24 protein-coding genes are annotated in these 24891 nt (G+C 42.5%); 14 read left to right on the top strand and 10 right to left on the bottom strand.

Features of this window, described 5'->3' with window-relative positions; all coding sequences use genetic code 11:
- The first annotated feature begins 10 nt into the window (after positions 1-10).
- Genes HM003_07865 through rnz form a run of 3 tightly spaced genes read left to right on the top strand, consistent with a single transcriptional unit; the run spans position 11 to position 2853 of the window.
- Positions 11-895 (top strand): ribose-phosphate diphosphokinase, encoded by an 885-nt coding sequence (locus HM003_07865; protein MBX5329248.1) that lies wholly within the window; start codon positions 11-13, stop codon positions 893-895.
- Complete coding sequence (locus HM003_07860; protein ID MBX5329247.1) at positions 888-1925, top strand: N-6 DNA methylase; 1038 nt, start codon at positions 888-890, stop codon at positions 1923-1925. The genes HM003_07865 and HM003_07860 overlap by 8 nt, the downstream gene beginning before the upstream one ends.
- 4 nt (positions 1926-1929) lie before the next feature.
- Complete coding sequence (rnz, locus tag HM003_07855) at positions 1930-2853, top strand: ribonuclease Z (protein MBX5329246.1); 924 nt, start codon at positions 1930-1932, stop codon at positions 2851-2853.
- A 4-nt stretch (positions 2854-2857) separates the two neighbouring features.
- Here rnz and HM003_07850 read toward each other — a convergent pair whose 3' ends face one another.
- Positions 2858-3640 carry a sugar phosphate isomerase/epimerase gene (locus HM003_07850; GenBank protein ID MBX5329245.1) on the bottom strand — a complete coding sequence of 261 codons (783 nt, stop codon included), beginning with the start codon at positions 3638-3640 and terminating at the stop codon, positions 2858-2860.
- A gap of 226 nt (positions 3641-3866) precedes the next feature.
- On the opposite strand from HM003_07850, the gene HM003_07845 reads away from it, so the two are divergent.
- Both HM003_07845 and HM003_07840 read left to right on the top strand, forming a co-directional pair.
- Positions 3867-6248 carry a PAS domain S-box protein gene (locus tag HM003_07845; protein MBX5329244.1) on the top strand — a complete coding sequence of 794 codons (2382 nt, stop codon included), beginning with the start codon at positions 3867-3869 and terminating at the stop codon, positions 6246-6248.
- Positions 6188-6667 (top strand): response regulator, encoded by a 480-nt coding sequence (locus tag HM003_07840; GenBank protein MBX5329243.1) that lies wholly within the window; start codon positions 6188-6190, stop codon positions 6665-6667. The genes HM003_07845 and HM003_07840 overlap by 61 nt, the downstream gene beginning before the upstream one ends.
- A gap of 59 nt (positions 6668-6726) precedes the next feature.
- On the opposite strand, the gene HM003_07835 is transcribed toward HM003_07840, so the two are convergent.
- The 5 genes from HM003_07835 to HM003_07815 all read right to left on the bottom strand — a co-directional run bounded on the left by HM003_07835 (position 6727) and on the right by HM003_07815 (position 11569).
- Positions 6727-7248, bottom strand: a complete 522-nt coding sequence (locus HM003_07835) for a YkgJ family cysteine cluster protein (protein MBX5329242.1) — start codon at positions 7246-7248, stop codon at positions 6727-6729.
- A 43-nt stretch (positions 7249-7291) separates the two neighbouring features.
- Complete coding sequence (locus HM003_07830; GenBank protein MBX5329241.1) at positions 7292-7708, bottom strand: acyl-CoA thioesterase; 417 nt, start codon at positions 7706-7708, stop codon at positions 7292-7294.
- 23 nt (positions 7709-7731) lie between these two features.
- Positions 7732-8160, bottom strand: coding sequence for a class I SAM-dependent methyltransferase (locus tag HM003_07825; GenBank protein MBX5329240.1), 429 nt, complete (start codon positions 8158-8160; stop codon positions 7732-7734).
- A 114-nt stretch (positions 8161-8274) separates the two neighbouring features.
- On the bottom strand, positions 8275-8601 hold the full coding sequence (locus tag HM003_07820; protein ID MBX5329239.1) for a hypothetical protein: 327 nt from the start codon (positions 8599-8601) through the stop codon (positions 8275-8277).
- An 88-nt stretch (positions 8602-8689) separates the two neighbouring features.
- Complete coding sequence (locus HM003_07815) at positions 8690-11569, bottom strand: DEAD/DEAH box helicase (protein ID MBX5329238.1); 2880 nt, start codon at positions 11567-11569, stop codon at positions 8690-8692.
- A 245-nt stretch (positions 11570-11814) separates the two neighbouring features.
- On the opposite strand from HM003_07815, the gene HM003_07810 reads away from it, so the two are divergent.
- From HM003_07810 to HM003_07800, 3 genes are read left to right on the top strand one after another with little or no spacing between them, the layout of a single operon-like run.
- The gene (locus tag HM003_07810; GenBank protein MBX5329237.1) at positions 11815-12846 is read left to right on the top strand and encodes a hypothetical protein; all 1032 of its coding nucleotides are present in this window, start codon (positions 11815-11817) and stop codon (positions 12844-12846) included.
- Entirely contained in the window at positions 12843-15395 is a 2553-nt protein-coding gene (locus HM003_07805) for a hypothetical protein (GenBank protein MBX5329236.1), read from the top strand. The genes HM003_07810 and HM003_07805 overlap by 4 nt, the downstream gene beginning before the upstream one ends.
- A gap of 54 nt (positions 15396-15449) precedes the next feature.
- Positions 15450-15947 carry a GNAT family N-acetyltransferase gene (locus HM003_07800; GenBank protein MBX5329235.1) on the top strand — a complete coding sequence of 166 codons (498 nt, stop codon included), beginning with the start codon at positions 15450-15452 and terminating at the stop codon, positions 15945-15947.
- A gap of 18 nt (positions 15948-15965) precedes the next feature.
- Here the strand turns inward: HM003_07800 and HM003_07795 are convergent, their stop codons facing one another.
- Positions 15966-17369, bottom strand: a complete 1404-nt coding sequence (locus HM003_07795; GenBank protein ID MBX5329234.1) for a TldD/PmbA family protein — start codon at positions 17367-17369, stop codon at positions 15966-15968.
- Between the two features lie 2 nt (positions 17370-17371).
- Entirely contained in the window at positions 17372-18802 is a 1431-nt protein-coding gene (locus HM003_07790) for a TldD/PmbA family protein (protein ID MBX5329233.1), read from the bottom strand.
- A 182-nt stretch (positions 18803-18984) separates the two neighbouring features.
- Here HM003_07790 and HM003_07785 point away from each other — a divergent pair, with 182 nt between their 5' ends.
- From HM003_07785 to HM003_07765, 5 genes are all read left to right on the top strand, one after another.
- Positions 18985-19155, top strand: coding sequence for a chorismate-binding protein (locus tag HM003_07785; protein MBX5329232.1), 171 nt, complete (start codon positions 18985-18987; stop codon positions 19153-19155).
- Positions 19156-19281: 126 nt separating this feature from the next.
- Positions 19282-20277, top strand: coding sequence for a signal peptidase I (locus HM003_07780; GenBank protein MBX5329231.1), 996 nt, complete (start codon positions 19282-19284; stop codon positions 20275-20277).
- A 13-nt stretch (positions 20278-20290) separates the two neighbouring features.
- Positions 20291-20983, top strand: a complete 693-nt coding sequence (locus HM003_07775; GenBank protein MBX5329230.1) for a hypothetical protein — start codon at positions 20291-20293, stop codon at positions 20981-20983.
- Complete coding sequence (locus tag HM003_07770) at positions 20980-21384, top strand: DUF5518 domain-containing protein (protein MBX5329229.1); 405 nt, start codon at positions 20980-20982, stop codon at positions 21382-21384. The genes HM003_07775 and HM003_07770 overlap by 4 nt, the downstream gene beginning before the upstream one ends.
- Positions 21385-21502: 118 nt before the next feature.
- Positions 21503-22063: a TATA-box-binding protein gene (locus HM003_07765; protein MBX5329228.1), complete on the top strand. Its 561-nt coding sequence runs from the start codon at positions 21503-21505 to the stop codon at positions 22061-22063.
- Positions 22064-22093: 30 nt separating this feature from the next.
- Here the strand turns inward: HM003_07765 and HM003_07760 are convergent, their stop codons facing one another.
- Both HM003_07760 and HM003_07755 read right to left on the bottom strand, forming a co-directional pair.
- Positions 22094-22723, bottom strand: coding sequence for an orotate phosphoribosyltransferase (locus HM003_07760; protein ID MBX5329227.1), 630 nt, complete (start codon positions 22721-22723; stop codon positions 22094-22096).
- Positions 22724-22727: 4 nt separating this feature from the next.
- On the bottom strand, positions 22728-23420 hold the full coding sequence (locus HM003_07755; GenBank protein ID MBX5329226.1) for an MBL fold metallo-hydrolase: 693 nt from the start codon (positions 23418-23420) through the stop codon (positions 22728-22730).
- A 113-nt stretch (positions 23421-23533) separates the two neighbouring features.
- On the opposite strand from HM003_07755, the gene larA reads away from it, so the two are divergent.
- Positions 23534-24829 (top strand): nickel-dependent lactate racemase, encoded by a 1296-nt coding sequence (gene larA, locus HM003_07750; GenBank protein ID MBX5329225.1) that lies wholly within the window; start codon positions 23534-23536, stop codon positions 24827-24829.
- Positions 24830-24891: the final 62 nt, after the last annotated feature.

The following is a 24891-nucleotide window of genomic DNA, read 5'->3' as shown; positions in this document are numbered from 1 at the left end:
GGCGAACAAAATGAAGATAATACCAGGTCCAGCGTCAAGAGAGTTAGGCGAAAAAATAGCTGCACTCTTAGGCGTAGAAGCGATTCCGCTGACTTTTAAAACTCATCCAGACGGAGAATCATACGTAAGATTAGAAGGCTCAGTAAAGAATGAAGAAGTGGTAATAATCCAAACCACAAGTCCACCACAAGATACCCGTTTAATGCAGCTAGCATTTATCGTCGATGCAGCCAAACGCCATGGTACAAAAAAAGTAACAGCTGTCGTGCCTTATCTTGCCTACGCACGCCAAGACAAGATTTTCCTTCAAGGCGAAGCAGTAAGCATAGAAGCCATAGCGCAGATGCTTAACGCTGTTGGAGTTGACAGCCTAATAACAGTGAACGTGCACCAAGAGAAAGTATTAAATAGATTTCCTTTTCAAGCAAAAAACGTTTCAACCATTCCATTACTGGCAGAATATTTTAAGCAGAAAGGTTTTGCAAAAGCTTTTGCGCTGGCTCCAGACATGGGTGCAATCTACATCGCAGAAGAAGCGAAAAAAGTGCTCGATGGAGAATGCGGCTACTTAGAAAAACACAGAGACCGCTACACTGGACAGATTAGCGTTGAAAAGAAAACATTCAACGTTAAAGGAAAAACCGTGATAATCTTCGACGACATAATCAGCACTGGCGGCACAATAGTTGCAGCAGCAAAAATTCTGAAAGAGCTTGGAGCTGGAAAAGTGTTTGCTGCGTGTGCACATCCACTTTTGATAGGTGACGCAGAAAAACGAATTCTTGAGGCTGGAGTTGAGGAGATAGTAGGCACGGACAGCGTTCCAAGTCATGTTAGCAAAGTTTCTCTTGCACCCTTAATAGCCAAGCAATTGAAGGAACGCCAAAGTGGCTAAACTTTTCTTTCTGCTTTCAGGCGAACATGAAACTCTGCCAGTTTCCGAGGTAAAGGCAATACTTGAAGCGGAAGATTATGCGTTCAAAATTTTGGAGAAACTTGACCAAATTCTAAGGCTTGAAACAGATTCAAAATGTGTAGAAACCGTAAAACGTAGAGCAGCTTTCACAAGACTTTGCGGACTCGAACTATTCACCTGCAAAGCCGAAACAAATATGATACTGAAAAATATACGCACAGCAAACTTAAAAGATGTTCTAAAAGACAGAGAAACCTTTGCCGTCCGCGTGCACCACGTAAAAGACTACGCGTCCAACATTGACAGCATGTTTCTTGAAAGAAAACTTGGAGAACTCATACTCAACAAAATAGGGAAAACAAAAGTGAACCTTAAAAATCCAGATAAAACCTTCATAGGATTCTTAACCGAAGAAAAATTCATTTTCGGCATAGCACTTGCTGAGATTCCACCAAAACCATTCGTTGAGAGACGCCCAAAGAAAAAACCATTCTTCCACCCATCAGCCATGCTGGCAAAACTCGTTAGGTGCATGGTAAATTTGGCCAAACCAAAAACTGGAGAACTTGTTTTTGACCCTTTCTGCGGAACCGGAAGCACTCTGATTGAAGCTGCATTAATCGGATGCCGCGTTTTAGGTTTGGATATTCAAAGGCGAATGGTGAGAGGAACCCTCAGAAATTTAGATTATTTTGGAATAAAGCCTGAAGGAGTCATCCTTGCGGATGCACGTAATCCACCTATAACAAAAGTTGACTGCGTTGTGGCTGACCCGCCTTATGGGAGGTCTTCAACAACTCTTAAGCGTTCCACGAAGCAAATAGTTGAGGAAGTATTGACGGCTGTTCATGGCATGCTTGGCAAGGGACAGCGAGTTTGTTTGGCCGCACCAAAAACGTTAAACATCAAAAAAACAGGTGAAACTTTAGGCTACAAACATTTAGAATCCCATTTCGTTTATGTTCACAGAAGCCTAACAAGAGAAATAGCAGTGTTTGAAAAGGTGTAGACACATGAGTTTGCATGTTGTTTTCCTGGGCACAGCCGGAAGTGTTCCGACACCAAAAAGAAGCCTACCTGCTGTGCTTATCCAACGCAAAGGCGAACAAATAATGTTTGACTGCGGCGAGGGGGTGCAAAGGCAAATGATAAAGGCTAAAGCAGGTTTTCACAAAAAAATGAAAATTTTTGTAACACACATGCACGGCGACCATGTTCTTGGCTTGCCCGGGGTTCTGCAAACCATGGCGCTGCTTGACAGAGAAAAGAAACTTGACATTTACGGACCGTCTGGAATCAAGCGTTTCTTAGAGAATATTAGGGAAACAGTCCAGTTTGTTTTGACATTTCCAGTCGAGGTTCACGAGATATACAAGGAAGGTGTTGTGTGCGAAGAAAACGAATATGTAGTTCAAGCGGTGTGGGCAAACCATGTAATCCCAAGCTTAGCCTATGCCTTTATAGAAAAGCCTCGACCGGGAAGATTCTTTCCAGAAAAAGCCAAGGCGTTAGGTGTTCCAGAAGGCCCTTTATGGTCTAAACTACAACATGGACACAAGGTTAGATTGTCAAATGGTAAAGTGGTAAAGCCGGAAGATGTTACTGGGTTGCCTAGACCAGGAAGAAAAATTGTTTACACTGGCGATACAAGACCGTTTAAAGGCTTCGTGAAGTTTGCTACTAATGCAGACTTGCTTATTCACGATGCTACTCTGGATGACGATTTGGCTGAGAGAGCAGAGGAAGATGGGCATTCCACACCAAGCCAAGCTGCTAAAAATGCCAAAAAAGCGAAAGTAAAACAGCTGGTTCTTACGCATGTTAGCGCAAGGTATGAAGACACGAGTAAACTTCTCGCGGAGGCGCGGAAATTTTTCAAAAACACGTTGGTAGCGGAAGATTTTATGAAGATAGAGATTCCTTTGAAGGAAACATAGTTGATTACGCAAGTAACTTTTTCATTTTTTGCACACTTTTATTAACATACATAATAGATTCGATTACGACAACTTTGTCATAAGAAATCATTCTTAATTTTTTTGCAAAGTTTTCCCAGTTTACAGTTCCATAGCCGATGCCTAAATGTTGGTCGGTTTTTCCATCATTATCATGTGCGTGAACATGCACGATTTTGTTTGCGAAGGTTTCTATGAAACGTTCTATTTGACAATTAATGTTTGCATGCCCAACGTCTAAAACTAAGCCTATATCTTCGTTGATTTCTTCATAAAACCTAGTAAATTGCTCCACGCTTTTCATTAAGAATGGATACGGTTCAGGCACGTTTTCAATAGCTATTCTAACACCGTAATCGTTTGCAACTTTGAAGAGCAAACGTACTGTTTCAATGTTTTGGTGCCAGTCCATGTCTGGATAGAACATGCTGATGCCCGTTTTTAGTCCAGGATGAAGAATCCACATGTAAGCGTCCAAGGCACGTGCATAGGCTATTGATTCTTTCAATCGCTTACAAACAGCTCTTAGTAATGGTTTAGATGGTGATGCAATGTTTATGTCTGCGAATGGTGCATGAACAGAATATTTTAGACTGTGCGAGCCGGCGATATCCTTTAGTGTTTTAATTCGTTGTCTATTCAGTGTGTGAAGTCCATCGTCAACAATTTCCACATAGTTTGTTTCTATATTCGTGAGATGTTTAGTCATTCTCTTGAAAGGTTCGCTTAAACAGTAGAGCATGGAAAGCCCGATTTTGGATGTTGCCATAGACTAATCCCCATTGCGCCTGGCAGAAATTTAGACTTCTAACTTCTGATTTATAACTTAACTTGTTTTGTAATGAAAGTTTTTGTTAAGAGAAACATGTGAAATCCGAGTTAGATTCCAATTATGCATTGTTACTAATAATTCAGACTTCGCTTTCATACAAGTTAAATGTAACAGTCAAAGAAACCTAAATGAAAGAACAGTATTTACTATGGAAGCTAACCTCATGGCTACGCAGTACGATAGTGCAAAAGATGAAGATTTGGGTGAAATTCTCCTCGAATCCGAGCAAGCATTTCGTAGTCTGGTCGAAAATGCATTTGTAGGCGTCGCTGTTTCTGATTTGAAGGGAAGATTGAAGTATGTAAATAAAGCATTGGCTGATTTGTTAGGTTATTCCGTTTCCGAATTGTTTAATCAACCATTCAAAAATTTTATACATCCCGCTGATCGAGGAAAAGTGATGCGCCTATTTTTGCGCATTATTGTTTTGCGAAGAGAACCTGGACATTTAGAGTTTCGTGCAGTGAGAAAAGATGGTAGTGTTCTCGATCTTTGGAGCAAACCCTCAAGGTTTACAATTAATGGAAAAACAGTGGGTTTCCAAGCAATAATTGTAGACTTAACTGAAAGAAAACAGATAGAAAAAAGGCTGAAGGAGACTAACCGAAAACTGGAAATGTTGTTTGAAACGGCGATGGAAGGAATAACTATTGCTGATGCAAATGATAACTTATCTTTTGTGAATAAGGCATTTGCTGAGATGCTGGGTTACAAGCAAGAAGAGCTGATTGGCGCAAATTTACGTAAACTTGTCGACGAAGAAGGTTTCGAAAAGATTAGGAAAGAAACAAAATCTAGGAAGAAGGGCGCTACAAGCCGATATGAAATTAAGTTATACTGTAAACATGGTGAACCACGTTTTGTTCAAGTGTCTGCGTCACCATTTTGGGATGAGGATGGAAACTTCGCAGGGACTCTTGGAATAATCATGGATGTGACAGAACGCAAGCTAATGGAAGAGAAAATACGAGAGTCTGAGGAGAAGTTCAGGGGTATAGCGGAAAGAAGTTTTGATGCAATAGCCCTTGTTGATTTTGAAGGAAAAATCACGTATGCTTCTCCTTCTGTAGGAAAGGTTCTGGGTTATCCACAAAGCGAAGTCATCGGCAAATCCTTCTTGGAATATTTCTCTTCAGACACGCTTTCTAATGCCTCGCAGTTGTTCACAGATTTGATGCAAGGTAAAAGCCTTGAAGGTTTACAGTTAGAACTTCCTAAAAGAGACGGAACCATGGCTACTATTGAAATTAATGTTGCTCCCATACTTGTGAACGGAAAGGTAACAGGCATTCAAGCAGTTTTTAGAGACATTACAGAACGCAAAAAAATGGAGGAAAGACTGCGGGAGTCTGAAGAAAGGCTAAGGGCATTGATAGAATATGCGCCAGATGCAATTTACATTAACGACCTTAATGGAAAGATTTTGGAAGGAAACAAACAAGCAGAAATTCTGACGGGCTACAAGAAAGAAGAATTAATCGGAAAGAATATGCTGGAAGCTGGGCTTCTTCCAGAAAAATACGTGCCAAAAGCTATTAACGCTGTTCAAAAGAACTTGCGCGGACAAAGAACTGGACCAGACGAGTTCGAACTCATAAGAAAAGATGGAAGCAGAGTTTTTGTTGAAATTTCAACCATTCCGATAAAAATTGGACAAAGAATCGAAATTTTGGGCATAGCTAGAGATATTACAGAAAGAAAGCAAATGCAGAATAAACTGGAAGAGTACTCTCAACATCTGGAAGCGCTTGTTGAACAAAGAACTAGACAGTTGAAAGAAGCACAAGAGAAACTAATAAAATCTGAAAGACTTGCCGCTATCGGAGAAGTAGCAGCCATGGTTGGTCATGACTTGCGTAATCCCTTAACAGGAATAAAAGGCGCTGCATATTACTTAAAAACAAAACTAGGCTCCAAAATGGATGCAAAAACAAGAGAAATGCTTGAATTAATCGAAGCAGACATACAATACGCGAATAAAATCATAACTGACTTGCTGGAATACTCGAGAGAAGTGCATCTGGAATTAACTGAAACAAACCCCAAAACTATCGTGACAGAAACTCTGCGTCTAATTAAGCTACCAGAGAGCATTCAGATAATAGACCAAACAGAACCAGAACCTAAGATACACATTGACATAGAAAAAATGACAAGAGTGTTCAACAACTTAATCACTAATGCGATTGACGCCATGCCCAATGGTGGCAAACTCACAATAACAAGCCGCAGAACAAATGGTAGCGCAGAATTCATTTTCAAGGACACTGGAATAGGAATGACAAAGGAAACAATTGAGAAAATCTTCACACCCTTTTTCACAACGAAAGCCAAGGGAATGGGATTAGGTTTACCCATATGCAAACGAATTGTTGAAGCTCATGGCGGAAAAATTTCAGTTGAAAGTACGGTGGGTGAAGGCACAACTTTCACTCTAACACTTCCTATAGAACCAAGAATAAAAGAAGAAGGAGGTGAAAAAACTTGGATAAACGTGCCAGAATCCTTGTCGTTGACGACGATGAAGGAATCAGAAAAGTCTTAGCAACAATTCTAGAAGACGAAGGATTCACTGTAGACACGGCGGAAAACGGAAAGACAGCAATTAAGAAAACAAATGAGAAATTCTACAATGTAGCTCTAATAGACATAAGACTACCAGACATGGAAGGAACAGAACTTCTAACAAAACTGAAAGACACAACGCCGAAAATGCGCAAGATAATGGTTACGGGTTACCCATCATTGCAAAACGCTGTAGAAGCCCTAAACAAAGGCGCACACGCTTACATAGTGAAACCCTTTGACGTAAAAAAGGTCATAGCAGTCATCAGAGAACAATTGCAAAAACAGCAAGAAGAAAAAGAGTACAGCCAAGAAAAAGTCAAAGAGTTCATTGAAACACGAGTAAGAGAATTAGAAGAAGAATTAGAAGAAGAAAAACCAGCAACAAGCAAAAAGTAGCATTGAAAAAGCCTTTTTTATTTTTAGTTTCTAAATATATGTGAATAATTAAATCTTCTTTAGAATAACCTGAATTGTTTATGATGAAAACTAGTTCTTACAAAACTTAAATCTGCAGTGGTCTTAAACTGATTATTGCGTGTTCCCAATGCGATTTCTATAAACTCTTTTAATGTATGCTCAGAAAACTCTAATGTTGGCTTTCCATATCTTAAGCCGCTACATGTTGAATCAGCATATATAAAAAGTTGATTTTCACCATAACTATAAACCGCATCGCTTGCATAACCATACTGTGGTTTGCCAAGAATTTTGAAAGGCCAAAGCTTGCATGCTTTAGGTTTCATGTGTTGTAGACCGCATAGATACATGCCAGATAGGCTATATAGAAAGATACAAGAGCCGTCACTTTTCCTTTTAAGAAACAGCTTATCCAAGCCCGAAACCGTTGCGCCAACACCGTAATTTTTGACTATTCTCAGCCATTCAGGAAATTTCAGAACTACACTGTAGGCTCTGCAGCAGATTCCGCAAGAGTTGCATTTCCAATCAGCTATGTACTGCCATGGAACAAACAACATTTCTGTTTCGCTAAAAATTCTAAGAAAACTTTTTCTTAAAAATTTATTTGCAGAAAGGCTTCAGTTTTTCAACGATTTCTTTTGGAATTTGCACGGCTTTTTCCATGTGCTTATCGGCTGCCACAATAACTATGTATCCATCAGCCAACAAAACTGCCGATTCCTTGTTGAAGATTTTAAACTCGTATTTTATGGATTTTTCCTTCAGCTCCTCAATTGTCAATTCCACTTCGATTAAGTCGCCGAATCTTGCTGGTTTTTTAAATTGGCAGAAAGATTCAACTCTTGGAAGCCAAATTCCCATTTTGTTAATGTCGGTGAAGCTGAAGCCTAAATGCCTGTAAAATTCTTCTTCTGCTCTTTCGAAGAATCTGAAATAGTTTGAATAGTGCACGACTTGAGCAGCGTCCGTGTCTGCCCATGTGACTCTAAAAGAAGTTTTAAAAGTGGTACGCGGCATGCCTATCACTAAAGAATGCAACATTAAACTTTCTTATACAAATAGATAGTGTGCGAAGGATACCCTAAAGTTTGGTTTTCACAGAAATTCAAAACCTTAATAGGTTTCCAACCAACAATCTCATAATCATGAGAAACCACACGAACTCCCTTTTTGAGTTCAGCTTCGAGCTTCGGCTTAACCTTCTCATTAGCGCTTGTTGTTAAATAGAGAAAGACAACATCAGCCGAAGTTAGGTCTACGTTAAACATGTCACCGTTCACTATTGTTACTCTATCTTGCAGTCCTTGCTCGTAAATGGAGCTAAGCGCTTTCTTAACAAGGTCTTCTCGCAACTCAACACCGACAGCCCTTGCGCCAAAATCCTTCGCAGCCATAATGACTGTTCTGCCGTCTCCTGCGCCTAAATCGAAGAATACCTCGCCGGGTTTTAGTTCGGCGAGAATGAGCATTTGGCGTATTACTTGCGGCGGACTTGGAACGTATGGTGCGATGAACAGTTCATTTGCCCCCGTTTAAACTTAATTGTAACCTATGTTTTGTGATTTTAAAGGCTTTTGTGCGGTTTAAGCGACGTATGTGGCTTTTTTGGGTTGTGGTCTTCTGGCTTCTCCGCATTTCATGCAGCTTTGCGCGCATAGTTCAAGGTATTTTGCTTCGTCTTTGGAATTAACCGCTTCAGCGGCTTTGCGGCATAGTTCGCTTTGTTCTTCGCATCCTTCTTCTTTGCATAGGCTGGATATGTAGGAGCAGATGTCACGCACGTCTTTTGGTTCCAGCACAGCTCTGTTTGTGCGAACCAGAAGGCATAATTCTCTGGCTAGAACGCAAGTTTTTACGTATTTGATTCTTTCAAGAACTTCTTCTCGGAGTTTTTTTCGGCTTATTTCCAAACTTTTAATCTCCCTAATCAGCAAGCAGATGGTGCTTAGGCAAAATAGGATAAGCCTTCATTTAAAAGTTGTTGTATATCTTAAACTGTTACCAGAATCTTTTGCTTAGGGCTTTGCGTTCTGCTTCCAGAACGAGCTCGTAGAATCTATCGTTGAGTTTAGGTTCTTCTTCAAGAACTTCTTTAACATCGGAAGGCTGAACCTTTCGGGCACACAAGGCTACAGCTGCAGCTTTTCCATATTTGGTTATTAACTGTGCTGTTTGCGTTGCTTGTTTGTGCAGTTTTTCTTCGCTTTTCGCTAGTTTTTCGCCTTTCTTTCCGATGAGTGGCATAGCCTTTTCTTCTTCTACTTTTAGTAAGCCTATGGCTGTTGAGCCGCATCTTGGGCATTTGGGCTTGTCTGGCAAGTCTTTCGCGCGTATCATTTCCATGTAGTTCCAGCAGTTTGTGCAAACATAATTGCATGTTTCGTTTAGTAATCTTGCTTTGGTGGATTCGATGAGGACAGCGCGCATTCTTTCTGGCGGAATCAAGTCGGTTTTCATGCTTACACGTTCGATGCCGACACGCGCTATTGGTGTTGCGTTTCCGCCTGTCTCAACTTTCTGCAGTTGGACTTCGCCTTCGCGAATTTTCCTTAAAACAAAGAGTAGTTTTTCCAAGTCTAAGTCTTTTGTGAACACTTCTTTTAGGGCTTCTTCGTAAATTGGTGTGTCTTCGAAGCTTTTTATTAGGCGTTGTAGGCTTACGCTGCTGAAGTCTGCCCATTTTTTGAGTGCGCCGAAGCGTCTTGCAACGTGAATCATTCTGCGTTTGAAGAGTCCGGTTTTTACGGTTGCGCGTGTTAGTGTGTCTCTTATTGTTTGGTCTGGCATGGCGCGGATTTCGTTGAGTAGTTCGATTGTTTGGTTTGCGTTTGTGGCGCCCATGGTTTGGATGAATATGCGGTAGGGGTCGTGTTGGACTACGATGCCGTAGCCGATTTTTTCGGAGAGTAGTTGACCGAGTAGCTGTGCGAGGGCTCTGTTCGTAAGTGAACCGAAGTTGGCGTGGATTATTACGAATTCTTCCCAGTCTTCGATGGTTATTCGATTTTGTGTGGGCACGGGGAATCTTGCTGAGACTTGTTCTATTGTTTCTGTTATTGCGCGTAGTATCGTGTCTTTGTCTGCTGGATATTCTTCGCTTAGTTTAGTGGCAATTTCGTCTGATGATGCGCCTTTCTGCAGTTGTTCTTCGACAAAGCTGCGGATTTTGCCTACTTCTTGTGCGATTTCGAATGGGACTGGGATTTCTTCTCCTATCCAGCTTGGTATTGCGCCTGTTGGGTCGTCGACTGGTTTTACGTGGACTTTTTCTTCTGAGACGTGTTGGATTCGCCATGGTGTTCCGCGGATTATGAATTTTGTTCCTGGTTTGCCGTATTCTGCCATGAATGCTTCGTCTAATACGCCTATTGCTGCGTCGCTTGATTCGTCTACTACGAGGAACTGTTTTTCTTCAGGTATCATGGATAGGTTTTCAAAGTAGTATTCGAAGAGTGCTTTTGTTCTGCGTGGTTTTAGGACGACTTTGTCTTCGAAGGATACCCATGCTAAGCGTGGGAAGCGTTGGTGCATGTAGCGTAGGATTTTTTCTATGTCTTCTATTGTTAGGTTTTCGTATGGGTAGGCGTTTTTGAACATTTCTTGGATTTCGTTGAATTCTAGTCTGCGGTTTTTAAGTAGCAAACCCGCGATTTGGTGTGCTAGGACATCGTAGGGTTTAGGTGGGATGTCAACTGGTTCTAAGTCTTCTTTTAGGGCTTTTTTTGCGATGGCTAAGGCTTCTAGTGTGTCATCGGAGTCCATTGCGACGATTATTCCTTGGGCTATTTTGCCTATTCTGTGTCCGCTTCTGCCGACGCGTTGGATTAGGCGGGTTACTTGTCTTGGGCTCATGTATTGTATGACGAGGTCTATTCTGCCAACGTCTATGCCTAGTTCTAGGCTGCTTGTGCATACTAAGCCTTTTAGTTCGCCGTTTTTTAGTCCTCTTTCTGCGGCTATGCGTGATGGTTTTGCGAGTGAGCCGTGGTGTATGGATACTGGGTAGTCGATGTCCCAGACTTTGAATCTGCTTGCTAGTACTTCGGATATGGCGCGTGTGTTTGTGAATAATAGTACGGATTTGTGTTTGCTTATGTAGTCGCGGATTATGCGTAGGCGTGCGGCGACTTCTGGATGTGTGTATAGTTGGTCGGCGAGTTTGGCGTCGTCTTCTTCTGGTTTGGGGTAAACGGTTTTTAGGTGCATTGTTCTTGCGACTGGGACGCGGACGATTTCGACTGGTCTGTGGTTTCCTACGAGGAACTGCGCGACTTTTTCTGGGCTACCTATCGTGGCGGATAAGCCCATCAGTTGAAAGTCTTTGCCTATCATTGTGCGTAGGCGTTCTAATGCTAAGGCGAGTTGGCTTCCGCGTTTGCTGTCTGCCATTTCGTGTACTTCGTCGATGATTACCCATTTTACGCTTTGTAGGTGTTGGCGCATTATCCAGCCGATTAGTATTGCTTGGAGTGTTTCTGGAGTGGTGATTAGAATGTCCGGCGGGCTCATGCGTTGTCTTGTGCGTTCTTTTGTTTCTGTGTCGCCATGCCTAACAGCGAGTTTTATGTCGAGGTTGTTGCACCACCACTCGAGCCTTTCAAGCATGTCGCGGTTTAATGCGCGTAGGGGCGTGATGTAGAGGACTTTTATGCCTAGTGTTCCTTGTTGTCCTTGGAGAAGCATACTTAGGACTGGGAGGAATGCAGCTTCTGTTTTGCCTGTGGCTGTGGGCGAGATGAGCAGAACGTTTTTGCCTTCGAGGATTTTTGGTATGGTTTTTTCTTGTGGCTCTGTTGGTTTAGAGAATCCTCTCTGCTCAACAAGCCTTCGAACGGGCTTGACAAGTAAGTCAAAAGCGTTTTGTGACGGTTGTTTCAATGGAGATGTGCCTCAATGCTGATAGAGAATAGCGCAAAGCGATAGGTAAAAGTGTTTTGCATGGTTGATGCGCTCATTTAGGCTTTTTTAACTATAGCCCCCCATAAATAGGTTCAACCAAAAATATTCGCTAGCATATAAGCGAAGATTTAAGATTTTGCTAGAAGATAAAATCGCAAGTCTTATAAGGCGATTTTCGATTATTAATTTTATTGAACTTTGCGAATCATGCAGAGGAATACTATTTGGAGGCCCCAAACCTTAAAACTTGGAAAACTGCGGTTCTGCTGTCAATAATAGTGGTGCCCGTGGGTTTGTTTGTGGCGTTTAAATTGACGGAGAGAACAAGCGAAGCGCAGACAGTGGCGGAGACTGTCACGTTGGAACCGGTTAGGTGGGAGTTTGAGAGACCAAGCTTTAGTACAAAGGTCACAGAGAATGACACAAACGAGAATATTACAGCCTTATATTTTAGTAACGATTTCTTGGCGAACCCAACCATCACAATCTATTCATATTGTAGTGAATCTGAATTTGAGTTTGGTTCTTCATGTTTCAGGATGGTAGTTTCTTCAATGGTTTCTGTGCAAGGGGGTTACATAGTGTATGTGAATGTGAGTTTTCAAGAAGATTATACGGCTTCGCGGGTTGGATTATTCAAAGAACCAGACCTAGCCACTCACCTTTATAACCTTTCCACGGTTGAGAGCGTTGATGGATTAGTTGGAGCGCAGAAAGCTTATTTCAGTTTGATGGGCGTAAACAACCCACAGTATGCTAGTTTCCGGAAGCCAACCGTCTGGCTTTTGCGCAGCCTCTATAACCAGTCACATTTATTGAGGATAAACGTGGAATTTACATATTTTAATGGCACAGTCTACAAGAGGGTTATTCAGCCTTTCGTGCTGAAGGTTTTTCCAGACGATAACAACAGCTTCGAAACCGCAGAGGAATTAAGCGTAAACCAAACACGCAGAGCCTACGTAGGATGCCCAATTGACCCTTTTGATCGTGTAGACTATTATAAAGTTTGGCTGGAAGAAGGCACCACAGTCATACTCAATCTTAATTATTTGGGAGGCGGCGGGATTGAGACATACGTTTATGGTCCAAACGGAACGCTTGAGGCTTGTCTGCTTAACAGAGGAAATTCTTCGTTAAAACAACTCATGTTAAAGATAAACAAAACAGGCTGGCGGTACATAAAACTAGCTGCACCAGATGGGGGCCATTTCATATACACTGTTACAGTTATAACGCAAAGTGATGAAGCGTGAAAATCCGCCGTAGAATACTTGTATCAGCGTTAATCACAATTTTCTTTTTTCAAACATTACTTCAAGTGTGTACAGCTTTTGAGTTTGAAAGACCGCATAGATCCATCAAGCTAGGGGACCAGAACGTTTATGGTGTGAACTCGGATGATAATGCTTCCATAGCCTTAGGTGTTGGGTTGCGCAGTTACGATCCAGATAGTGAGTTTGACGGCTATGATTGTGTGCGTTTTAATGTTACTGTGATGGCTAATACGCGCAAGCTTGATTATTCTGAAATGTGGGATACTCCATATTTTTGGATAGACGAGTCTGATTATGACCAGAAGGTTGTTTACACGGGCGTGGGCGACGATTGGGGCGTGTGGCTTAACCTTTCAGTGTTCTGGGGCGTTTTAGGCAACGATTTCAGGTTCAAGTTTTATCATGCAAAATATAGAAGTGTCGAAGCGGATGGCGAGTGGACTTGCGTTTGGATAAGCAGCAACGGGTTCATAAGCTTTGACGTTTCAGAACATAAGGGTGGCGAGCCTGCCTCGCTGTCTAATCCACAAGCGCCGAACGCGTTTTTAGCGCCTTTGTGGACAGATCTTGTGGTTGACGAGCAAGCCTCAATAATTGTTGGTTATCACTACCACGTTCCGCCCTACCCGCCGATAAGTAACAGAAACTATTTTGTTGTAACATGGAGAAACGTGCGTGTGAAAAACACAGCAACCCGCTTGACATTTCAAACCGTTCTTTTAATGTATACAGCTTGGGAAGATGAACAAGACCGCCAAGGACTCGAGACATCAGTCAATGGCCTAGTCTACTTCAACTACAACCACACAGAAAACATTAACCGCCCATTCACCTACGGCATCGAAAACCACGACGGCTCCTTAAGCAAAGGCGCAGGACGCCTCAGCGGATCCAACCTAGCAAGCTTCAACGGAAAAACAATAAAATTTGAAGCAGAAGGCTATTACAATTTCATAAAAAATCTATACTTGGAAGCGCAGGATTCAAATACTAATTCACGATGCGGCATACCAGACGCTTTTGGCTTCCCCAGAGGACACAACGTTAAAACAAAAACTGATCCTCCACCACAGCCAGACGACACTGGCAGTTGGGAGAGGCTGCTTGCCAGCACAAGCAATTGGCTGTTGGGCTTTGGCGGCTACTTGGCGCAGAGATGGGAATTGATAGAGTTTAGCGTCGCTCCAATAACGATTCCTGTAGGCGCGGTTATATTAGCGTGGGGATATTACGACCAATTTGCAAAAGCCCAATACAATTCCACTGATGTTGTCGAGCGCGTGGATGGACAACGCGCTTACATCAAAGTTCCAGCAAACCGTACAGATGGTTATCCATCATACGTTCAAGACGCCACCTTAGATGTAATCCTCTATTGGTTGCTTACCGACTCTGCGAGAGACCAGCCTCACACTCTAACAATAAAGGCTACCGTGGAGTATGGCTACGCCGCGTATTCATGGAACCTAACCACAACAATAACCGATGTCAAAGTAAACCCAGACAAAGGCAAAAACTCCTTCGACCTAGCAGAAGAAATACACGAAGGAACCTATAATTGGCTCTACATAGATGACGACTACGACCACGATGACTACTATAGAGTCTATGTTCCTTACTATAGACGTGTATGCGTAACTATTGCACCAACACTACCTAACAATACAAATTACGACCTCTACCTTTACAATTCAACTCGCCACATCATTTCCATATCTGAAAATCCAGCAGGACAAGCAGAACTCGTTCAAGGAGACGAGTTAAGAGAAAGCAGCTGGTGGTATATAAAAGTCAACGCAACAAACGGAGGCTTCGGCTTTTATAGCATGTCGGTGAGTTTTCAGCAGTTGAGAATATTGAACATCAGCGCCTCTGATGGTGGCACAACCAACCCGCCTCCTGGAACATACGCGTATGTGGAGGGCATGTATGCAACGGTCACTGCTTTTCCCGACACAGCCAACGGCTACTATCTTAAATGTTGGGTTCTGGATGGAGTAGCCTACTACAATTTTAGCAACACCATAAACGTTCTGATGAACACAGATCACTCTCTAACAGCAGTCTTCAGCAACTTCACTGGAGGCGGTCCAAGCGAACCGTGTCCAACCTTGTTTGTTTGGAATGACACGGCATGGATAGATTACGGCGTCATAGACATTCATAATCCAACCGGTGAGGATGTGGTCCGCGAGGTGCAAGTTTCAAAGGAGGAAGTAGGCGTAAGCAGTTATACTGTTAAGTTTCGTTTGCGAGAAGGCTGGCCGGGCTTAGAATTTTCAGAATCCGTCATAGACCAAGTGAAGCTGTACGCCATTATAAATGGAAACCGTTACCTGTGCCCGCTCATAAGCGCAACACATAGCACGCAAGGAAACGTCTGGTTAAGGCTAATCCTAAGCGACGATTACAAAACACAAATGCTACTCCTAGAAACCATAGACCTAACTTTCCTAATGCCCTACCCAACTAGTCAAGTACAAGATTACATCTTCATAATCGAAGGATGCAACATGCTAAAGATTTAATGAGCAAACATAACTGTTTTAGAATAAAAAAGAAAAACCGTTGGGTTCTAAAAAGTGAACAAACGTAAAAAATCTATAAAAAAGCCTAAATCAAATATCGAAATCCGACAGATGACTTTGGAAGACGTTCCGAGTGTTTGGCATTTGGGCGAGAAAACTTTCACTCCGTCAAGTTTGCAATATACTTACAGAACGTGGAACACTGACGAGTTGCTTTCGCTTTTCAGCAATGACCCGGAACTCTGCCTCGTAGCCGAACATACCAAAACAAACAAAATAGTCGGCTTTGCTTTGGGAACAATTTTGAAACGTCCATTCAGCCCGTGGACTTACGGCTATTTTGTTTGGGCTGGCGTGCAAAAGCGCTTCCAGAAAACTGGTGTGGGAAGAAGACTCTACAGAGAACTGGAGAAACGCTTTAAAGAGAAAGGCGCACGCATCGTCATGGTTGATGTAGAAAGCAATAATCCAGCGGGAATATGCTTTATCAAAAAATTAGGCTTTAAAGAGGCACAAACCTACATCTGGTACAGCAAAAACCTTGAGCAATGAAAGAAAAAGAGAAAAAGGCTAATCTATTGGTGTAATGTGCGCTTTTGTGCGGATTACTGGCGTATGCGTGTAGTCCCCCCAACCTCCCGCAACAACCAGCTTATCCGAAACCGCATCAACACTCTGCAGCATACTCAACAAATTATCCAGTAGTCTTGACTTCGCAACAGCACCTACTATTTCGCCGTTCTTCACAGTCATCAAGCCCATCCGCAAAATACTCGTAAAATCGCCACGCGTCGGATTCGTCAACCGCGTATAATGAAAACGCCTAACAAGCAAACCATTCCTTGTCTCTTCTAAAATCTCCTCACGCTTCCACTTTCCAACTTCAAAATACGCATTCCTAGGCACTGGAACATTCTCGCAATTATAATTCTTGCCTGGAAAACTGCTAACACCAACAGCCAAAGACGCCCGAACAGCGCTTGCAGTTGTTCTTTTCTTCTCCATAGCTCCATAAAAACTGTCGTACACAAAAGTTTTCAAAACACCATTATCAATTACAACATTCTTTCTGGACGGAGTCCCCTCATCATCCACAGGCGCCGAGCCTACACCGTTTGGCATTAAAGGGTTATCAACCAAAGTCACTTGAGAACTAGCCACTTTCTTGCCTATTTTGTCCAACAAAAGTGGAGAGAAAAGCTTCGCAAACAATGGACTAACTAGCATTGAGAGATAGCCGATTATAGAGTGGGTTGGCTCATAATCCAAAATCACCGTATAAGTGTCCGCCTTTAACTTCTTCGCCTTCAATCCAGAAACAGCCATCTCCGCTGCTTTCTCGCCGACATTTTTTGGCTTGAGCTCTTTTAGGTTTCGTCCAGCAGTTGCATCTGAACCTTCAGAAACTTCTTTTCCACTTTTAGCCGTCGCGCTTAGACTAGCTTCAAAGAATGTTCCACAATTTTCCGCAGAAACACCGTTACTGTTCAGTGTAAGCGTCTCGTAATTCACAATGTTCAGCACGCCAGCGTTATCCACAACCTTCTTGCTATACCCAAGCGACGCCTCAACAATCTCATATGCAAGGTCAACAGCCTTCTCCGAAGGAAGCCCAGCCAATCGCTTATCATAAACTCCAGAAACCTTCGGAACCTTGCTTGGCTTTGGAAAAGAGTATTTGAACGGCAATTTTCTGGCTTTTGCAGTAGCCAAAGCCGCATCAACAAGCTTCTCCAAAGAGCCTTTCGACAAGTCTGCTGTAGAACTGAAGCCCAGCATGTTGCCTTTGAGGGCGCGTAAGCCAACACCAACATCATGCACGCCTTTAGACTCAAAAACTGCATTATTCACAAGCCTAACCGTCAACACCTTGTTCGAAACAAGAAAAGCCTCCGCTTCGCTTAATTCCCGCTTCTCAGCAATTCTCAAAACAGCCTCTCCAGCTTCCTTCAAATAATCCAAAGCAGACGCCATAATCATTGCACCCCCAAAACCGTGGCAACCCCACGAATGTAAGGACCACCATTCCCCACATACAACGACTGCATCGGGTCGCCTTTGCCACATCCGGGCAACGGCACAAGCTCCGCATCTTTTGTAGCGGCGTTTATGCTTTTGAAGACTTTAGGCGCGGTTGACGTTAAGGCTATGTCCCGCAAATGCGTTGTTAACTCGCCGTTCTTTATTTCATAAGCCTCCTGTGCACTAATCGTCCAGTTATACCGTTTATCATCTATTGACGGGTGCCGCATACACGAAATCAAGTATCCATGCTTAGTGTCCTCAATAAGCTCGCCCTTCTTCCAGTCACCCTCACCTAGAAAAGTGTTGGACATGCGAATCAACGGAATATACTCAAACGTTATCGCCCGCATCCCAGCGTTCGGCTCAACACCGAAAACGGCAGCAGTCTCGCGGCTATGCATGTGCCCTTTCAAAACACCCTTTTCGATGAGCACTTTTCGCTTGGCTTTCACGCCTTCGTCATCATAAAGAAAGTAGCCCAGAGTTCCCGCAACCGTAGGGTCATCATACGCAGTAAAATAGTCTGAGCCTATCTTCTCGCCAATCTTGCCCGCCCACCATGTAGTCCCAGCCCAAGCAGCCTCACGCCCAAGAACTCTGTCCGCCTCGCTCGGATGCCCAACAATCTCATGCGTAAGCAAAGCAACATAATTACTGTCGAGAACAACCACTGCGTCCTTCTCTGTTTTGACAGCCTTAGCCTCCAGCAAACTCTCCGCTTTTCTTCCAGTTTCCACACTTATTTCTTCCATATCATTCTTTTGAAATATTTCATAACCACCCGAATGCCCAACCATCTTCTCATAAAACTGTGTCACATCGCCTTTCTTAGCATCAGCCTTCAAACCAACCCACGCTACAGAGTTAGAAAAACGAATGTCTGCGCCTTCACTGTTCACGAAGACTTTGTCAATTTTTATTCCCGTAAACTCAACTGACCCTCGAACAATCCTTTTTGAAGTGTGCAGTTTCTTCTCCCACACCAGCATCTCTTTAAGCTTATCCTCAAACGCCACATTTTCCAAGTCAACTTTCACCTTAGTCTTGTATGAAGTCTTGTATGCCTTAGCGGGTGCAAGCTTTACTGGTACATGGACATGTCGGCTTGATGCTTTTGCTGTTTTGAATGCAATTTCCGCTGCTTGTCCAACTCCTTTTTTACTTAAATTTGTCGTTGATTGAAAACCCCATGCTCCATTAACCAGCGTTCTAACGCCTAATCCACGTTTCCGATTAATGACTCCACGTTGAACCTTGCCATCTGCAACGGTTATAAGCTCATTATAATGGTCTTCAAGCCTCACATCCACGTAATCCGCGCCCAATTTAACCGCATAACCAACAGCAAACAGCGCCAAATCCTCTTCCATAAGCGATTCCAACCAGCCACGTACCCATTTTTAGGCTTTAATTTAAAAGTCTTTGCCAAATCATCACCATGCTTTTGCAATAAAAATGTTTAAACAAAATGCTCAAGCGAAGCTTTTCTATCCGAAAACAATGGAAAGTTTTTTATCTACCATCATATGAAACCATGGATACTGAGAATATTGGAGGAAATTAAATGGCTAAATGTCCAAAATGCGGAACCGTCGTATCATCGCCAAAAAAGAAGTGGACAATGGCTGGACGCCCAGACAAATCAGGAAAGAGAATGCAGTTGGAAATCGGACTTTTCGACTGCCCCAAATGTAAGAAACCATTCCGAGAAGTCCTAAGCAAGAAGAAAGTTTAAATTCCACTCGCCGGCGCTTCGCACTTACCCCCTCCTCCCCCTATTTTTCAATTCATTAAAAGCGGTAAGTTTTAAAGCATAGAAGCCTAAAACAACAAGAACTTCCAATCCAAAGAAGGCGCGAAATTGGCAACGGCAACTCTCAAGAAATTGTGGAAAAACGAGTATTTCCAAACTATAATAACAATTTTCCTAATCTTAGGCATAGTTTTCGGATTCTGGTACACTGTACAATTTGCGCTTAACACTGAACACCCCGCATTAGCAGTAGTCTCCACAAGTATGCTGCCAACACTAAAAGTAGGCGACCTAATAATAGTCCAAGGCATACCACCAGAACAAATACATGCCAACTACCTCGACGGAGACATTGTCGTCTTCAGAAACAAATCTAAACCAGAAGACCTTATTGTCCACAGAGCCGTCAAAATAGAAAACACCACTAGTGGCTATATAATCTACACAAAAGGAGACAACGTTCCTGGAGAAAAAGACCAATTTTCTCCTTGGCCCGCATCCTTACTTGTCGGAAAAGTTGTAGGAAAAATTCCCTGGGTTGGCAATTTAGCGCTGCTTATGCAGTCGAAGGCAAACATGTATTTGTTCACAATCATAATTATCATTATAATAGTGTTGTTTCTGATGTTTCCCTTCGAAAGTGAAAAAGAAGAAAAACAAGGCGAAAAAACAGAAACATGGAAAGAAAAGAAACTGTTTGGAAAAATCAGCCTAAGCATGGTTTATCTTCTTGTCATAAACATACTAATCATAACTTTCATAGCCTTTAGTTTATGGGGAGCCTTCACTTTCTGGCAGCCAGGAGCCAACCCAGCGCAAAACGTTCCAATTCATGGGATGTATCCTGACGTAGAGTTTCACCACGATTTCAGCAACGTTCACGAAGTTTATCTAATTTCCAATTTCCTAACATACACAATCAACGCTAACGTAAGTGACGGCTCGCATGAGGGAATAAGATTGGGTGTTGCAACCTTCTCGTGGGCTCAAGCTGCAATAATTCTTTTGATAGTGGTGGACGTTTGGGAACTGATGAAATTTCTGAGGCATAAGAAAAAGGCGAAAACCGTTATTGAAGCTCAAAAGCCTATATTAACAGAATAGTACACTTAGGAATATGCAGTCAAAACCACGCAAAATAGGTTTTGCAAAACTCGAAGGAGCCCGCAAAAAAAGATTTCTAAAAATTGTTATATTCCTTTTATTGTTGGCTGTTGGACTTTTGGGTTTTTGGTTCACCTTAAAATTTGCGTTAAACACAGAACAGCCTCTGCTTATTGTTTCTTCAGGTGACATGTGCACTGTGCAAGTTTCATGTGATGGTTTTACGCATCCCTTTGAACATACGCTGCACAGAGGAGACGTAATAGTGGTTCAAGGGGTAGACGCGGAAAATGTTAACTCTGAATATCCCAACAGCGACATAGTAGTGTTTCGTGTGCCACAAGCGGGTCCTTCTCCAGAAAGCGGACTAGTCATAACGCGAGTTGTAGCAAAAACAGAAGTGAACGGCACTGTATATTTCCAGACGAAAAGTGACGGAAAAGGAATACATAAATGGCCTGAACAGTTAAGCGAAAGAGAATATGACATTTGGTCTGATTACAGTGGAAACTACACTTGGAACGGCATGATTTCGGAAAAGCTTCTGATCGGCAAAGTTATTTTTAGAGTCCCTTGGATTGGTCACCTAGTATTTTTTGTATCTAGCTATTTTGGAATGCTCGTAGTAATGATCTTAATATTTGCCATAATAATTGTGAAACTTTTGATTCCAAAACTCAGAAAGAACAGAAATGGACGCACATGAAACCATTAATAAAAGACGCTGAGACGAAAAATAACGGCGAATTAAGTAGCTTTTTTCTTGGATTTTCTGTGGGGTTTCTTGTTATCGTTTTTTGCGGGGGCTTTCTTCCAATAATTGCTCATTTAGCAGGAGGGTTTCTTGCAGGATTAATAGTTGGGAGTGGAATGCGTAAAGGAGCTTTTGCAGGTTTTCTTGCAGGAATCGCTGGCGGAGTAATGGCCACAATGCTTTTGATAAGTGGGCTTGTGCCGCTTGGCGAGTTCGTAGTTGGATTTGTGAGTGAAGCGCTTGATCTTGCCATAAGAATTGTGGCGATACTATTGAACATTTTCGGTGTAGTTGTAGCAGCTGCTGGAGGCTTAGTTGGAGGTTTAGTTAGGGCAATTATAGAAACATCCTAAAATGGCTAGTGCCCAATTAAAGCAAAAACTGTAATGTGTAGTTTGATGAGCAAGGTTGAATTTTCCACCTAATGCTTTATAAAGGGTATTTAAGCATTCACTATAAGAAGTGATGTTCATGCCGAAAGTTAAAGCTCAAATAAACATAGAAAACGTGGTTGCTTCTGCAACCTTGAATCAGAAAGTTGATTTGAACGCGGTTGTGAAAGGTTATCCAGGCGTGGAATACCGTCCAGAACAGTTTCCAGGGTTAGTGTTTAGGCTTAAGCGGCCGAAGACGGCTACGCTGATTTTCAACTCTGGAAAGATGGTTTGCACCGGTGCAAAATCAGAGAAGGAAGCGCGCAGGGCTGTCATGAAAGTGATTAAGGAACTGAAGAAAGGCGGCATAATAATCATTAGTAAGCCGGAGCTGAAAATACAGAACATTGTGGCGTCTGCAAGCCTAGGCGGAATGATTGACTTGGAAAAGTCAGCGTACACGCTTGGAAAGACAATGTATGAGCCTGAACAGTTTCCTGGGCTCATTTACAGGATGGATGGGCCGAAGGTTGTCATATTGTTGTTTGCAAGTGGAAAGTTGGTTTGCACTGGGGCGAAGAAAGAACAGGATGTTTATGACGCGGTGCATAAACTCCATAATATACTGGAAGAGCAGCAACTCATATTCTACGAGTAAACCATTAAAATCTACATTTCTTAGCTTTTTTTATCTCTTTTTGATTTGTTTCAAAATGGTTTTTAGTTGTTCCTCATCTATGACGCCGGTCTCATACAGTTTGTTGGCTATTTCGTGAATGTTGATAAGCGAGTGCAGTTTTATTCCGCTTTTTGCCAGTTTTCCTTTTCCGCCTTCTTCCCTATCAAGAAGCACAACCGCGTCAGTTACAACACCACCTTCAGCGGTTATTGCTTTTGCTGCTTTCTTTAAAGATAAACCGGTCGTGATTAAGTCGTCAACTAGCAGTATGTGGTCTCCGGGTGCTAGGATTCCTTCGATTCTTCTTTGTCTTCCGTGTAAGCGTGCGCCTTTACGGACGTAAATGAATGGTTTCTGTAAACTGTAAGAGATTATGGATGCAAAGGGAATGCCTGCTACGGGGATGCCGGCTATTCTTTCAAAGTTTTTTGTGTTCACTTCTGTTTTAATGAAATCCACGCAGAAGTTGCAGATTTCTTTGAAAGCGTCTGGAAAGCTTGGCACTATGCGCAAGTCTATATAGTATGGGCTTATTTTTCCGCTCGTAAGTTTGAAGGCTCCAAACTGTAAAGCGCCTATTTTGTTTAGAATTTTGCAGATTTCGATTTTGACGGTTTCTTTGTCTTTTGTCGCTGGCACTGTGTCACGTCCTTTTTCCTACTTGGTAGATTTTGCCAACCTCCGGTATTAAACAGTTGACTTTGGGCATTTCCTTCTTTAATAATTCAGCAAATTTCTTCTGGTCTGCGGGTGAGCCTGTGTGGTATGGAACGGCTACTTTAGGTTTCGTCAATCTTACAATTTCCACACCAGTTTCGGGAGATGCACCGGGCGCTATTCCGACGGTGCAGAAGACTACATCAAATTTTTCTTTTTCACTCATACTTGCCATTTCTGGAAAGGGTAGGCTGTCTGCTGTGTGGAAAACTTTGACGCCGTCCTCGCTTGTGATTATGAAGGTTGTGGGTGTGGTTGCTGGTGGATGGTTGCATTTTTCCGCTTTTACGGAGACTTCGCCAATTTTGATTTCTGAGCCAGGCTGAACTTCTTGCAGTTTTTCTGAAGGAATTGTATTTCGCAGTTTTCTTGCGGATGTTGGGTCTGCCACGACCATGCACTGTGTTAGTTTGTGAATTTCTGAAATTAGCGACTGGTCCAAGTGGTCATAATGTTCATGCGTGATTAATATTGCGTCTACGTTCTGGAAATTTTTGGCTTTAACATCAACAGGATCTATTACGAATGTTTTGGATGGAGTTTTCAGGGTTACTCCGGCGTAGCGATTAAACCATACGAAGAGGATTTCGTTTTTTGCGGGAGATTTTTCGATTGACATGTGTGATTCCTCACAATCATATAATTAGCGTGTTTATGTTTTAAAGAACTTGTGCTGTGATAAAGGCTTAATAGTTGCTGTTTGTGTGTTTCAATATTCAAAGTGGTGTCCTTATGGTTGACGTTTGGCTTCCCTATGGAAAAACAGAAGTCTGCGTAAGAATCCCCACGCGAAACTTTCTTGGCACAATAGAACCACACGAGAAACCCGGCGTGCCAGACGCTAAAGCTGAAATTGAAAGAGCCTTAAAAGAACCTGTTGGCTCAAAAAAATTAAGCGAAATTGTTAAGCCAGAGCATAAAGTGGCGATAGTTGTTGACGACGCAACCAGACCTGCACCGAGCCATCTTATGGTTCCGCCAGTATTGGATGAGTTGAACACTGTTGGAGTTAAAGATGAAAATATAACCGTAATTTTTGCTTGTGGAACCCATAGGGCTGTAACTCAAGAAGAAGCCGTCAAATTGTTAGGCGAAGCTGTTCTTAACCGTGTGAAAGCAATAAGTCACAATTGCAAAGCTCAAGATTTAGTTTATGTTGGCACAACGCCGAAATACGGAACTAAAGTGTATTTGAACCGTGTTTTCGCCGAAGCAGACGTGAGGATACTGACTGGTGACGTAGGTTTTCATTATTATGCTGGTTATGGCGGCGGAAGAAAAAGCGTCTTGCCCGGAGTTTCAGGTGAAGAAACAATAAAGAACAATCATGCCATGATTCTACATCCAGACGCAAAAACTGGCGTTCTAAAAGGAAATCCAGTCCACGAGGACATGATTGAAGCTGCAAAATTAGCCAGGGTAGACTTCATTCTAAACGTTGTAGCAAACAGCAAAGGCGAAATCGTCAAAGCCTTCGCAGGTGACTTAGAACAAGCCTTTTACGAAGGAGTCAAAGTCGTTGATGAAATGTACCGCGTAACCGTGGACCGCAAAGCAGACATAGTTGTCGTGAGCCCCGGCGGCGAACCCGCAGACCTAAACCTTTTCCAAGCTTACAAGGGCGTTGACAGCGCTTTGGAAGTCGTTAAACGCGGCGGTGTGATAATTTTGGTTGCCGAATGCCCGGAAGGACATGGAAACCAAGTGTTTTATGATTGGATGGTTAAATTTAAAGATTTGAAGGCTGTTGAGAAGGAGATTAAACGCAATTTTGTTTTGGGTGGACACAAAGCCTATTATCTCATGAAGGCTTTGCAAAAGGTTCAGATAATTTTGGTCTCCGCCATGCCAGACTATTATGCCACGAGCATTTTCAAGTTGAAAACTGCCAGAGCAGTGAATGACGCTTTAAACGATGCTTTCAACATTGCTGGAAAAAACGCGAGAGTTTGGGTTATGCCCTATGGAAACTTCACTTTACCCGAAGTCAAAATAACCGAAGAACAAACCATCCCAGCGAACAGTTAAAAACGGAAAATTGATTAACTCTTCTCTAGTTTATGCAATAAGACAAACGGGGAGACGAAAAC

The sequence above is a fragment of the Candidatus Bathyarchaeota archaeon A05DMB-5 genome (assembly GCA_019685655.1).
Lineage (GTDB): Archaea > Thermoproteota > Bathyarchaeia > Bathyarchaeales > Bathycorpusculaceae > DSLH01.
The sequence above is the reverse complement of the archived record's forward strand: the minus strand, read 5'-3'. Positions and strand labels throughout refer to the sequence as shown.

Bases quoted from the DNA above. Each gene is read 5' to 3' on its own strand.
- HM003_07830 (MBX5329241.1), bottom strand. From the start codon at position 7,708: ATGCCGCGTACCACTTTTAAAACTTCTTTTAGAGTCACATGGGCAGAC.
- HM003_07850 (MBX5329245.1), bottom strand. From the start codon at position 3,640: ATGGCAACATCCAAAATCGGGCTTTCCATGCTCTACTGTTTAAGCGAA.
- rnz (MBX5329246.1), top strand. From the start codon at position 1,930: ATGAGTTTGCATGTTGTTTTCCTGGGCACAGCCGGAAGTGTTCCGACA.
- HM003_07775 (MBX5329230.1), top strand. From the start codon at position 20,291: ATGCAGTCAAAACCACGCAAAATAGGTTTTGCAAAACTCGAAGGAGCC.
- HM003_07785 (MBX5329232.1), top strand. From the start codon at position 18,985: ATGGCTAAATGTCCAAAATGCGGAACCGTCGTATCATCGCCAAAAAAG.
- HM003_07825 (MBX5329240.1), bottom strand. From the start codon at position 8,160: ATGCTCATTCTCGCCGAACTAAAACCCGGCGAGGTATTCTTCGATTTA.
- HM003_07795 (MBX5329234.1), bottom strand. From the start codon at position 17,369: ATGGCGTCTGCTTTGGATTATTTGAAGGAAGCTGGAGAGGCTGTTTTG.
- HM003_07770 (MBX5329229.1), top strand. From the start codon at position 20,980: ATGAAACCATTAATAAAAGACGCTGAGACGAAAAATAACGGCGAATTA.
- HM003_07755 (MBX5329226.1), bottom strand. From the start codon at position 23,420: ATGTCAATCGAAAAATCTCCCGCAAAAAACGAAATCCTCTTCGTATGG.
- HM003_07845 (MBX5329244.1), top strand. From the start codon at position 3,867: ATGGCTACGCAGTACGATAGTGCAAAAGATGAAGATTTGGGTGAAATT.
- HM003_07865 (MBX5329248.1), top strand. From the start codon at position 11: ATGAAGATAATACCAGGTCCAGCGTCAAGAGAGTTAGGCGAAAAAATA.
- HM003_07765 (MBX5329228.1), top strand. From the start codon at position 21,503: ATGCCGAAAGTTAAAGCTCAAATAAACATAGAAAACGTGGTTGCTTCT.
- larA (MBX5329225.1), top strand. From the start codon at position 23,534: ATGGTTGACGTTTGGCTTCCCTATGGAAAAACAGAAGTCTGCGTAAGA.
- HM003_07835 (MBX5329242.1), bottom strand. From the start codon at position 7,248: ATGTTGTTTGTTCCATGGCAGTACATAGCTGATTGGAAATGCAACTCT.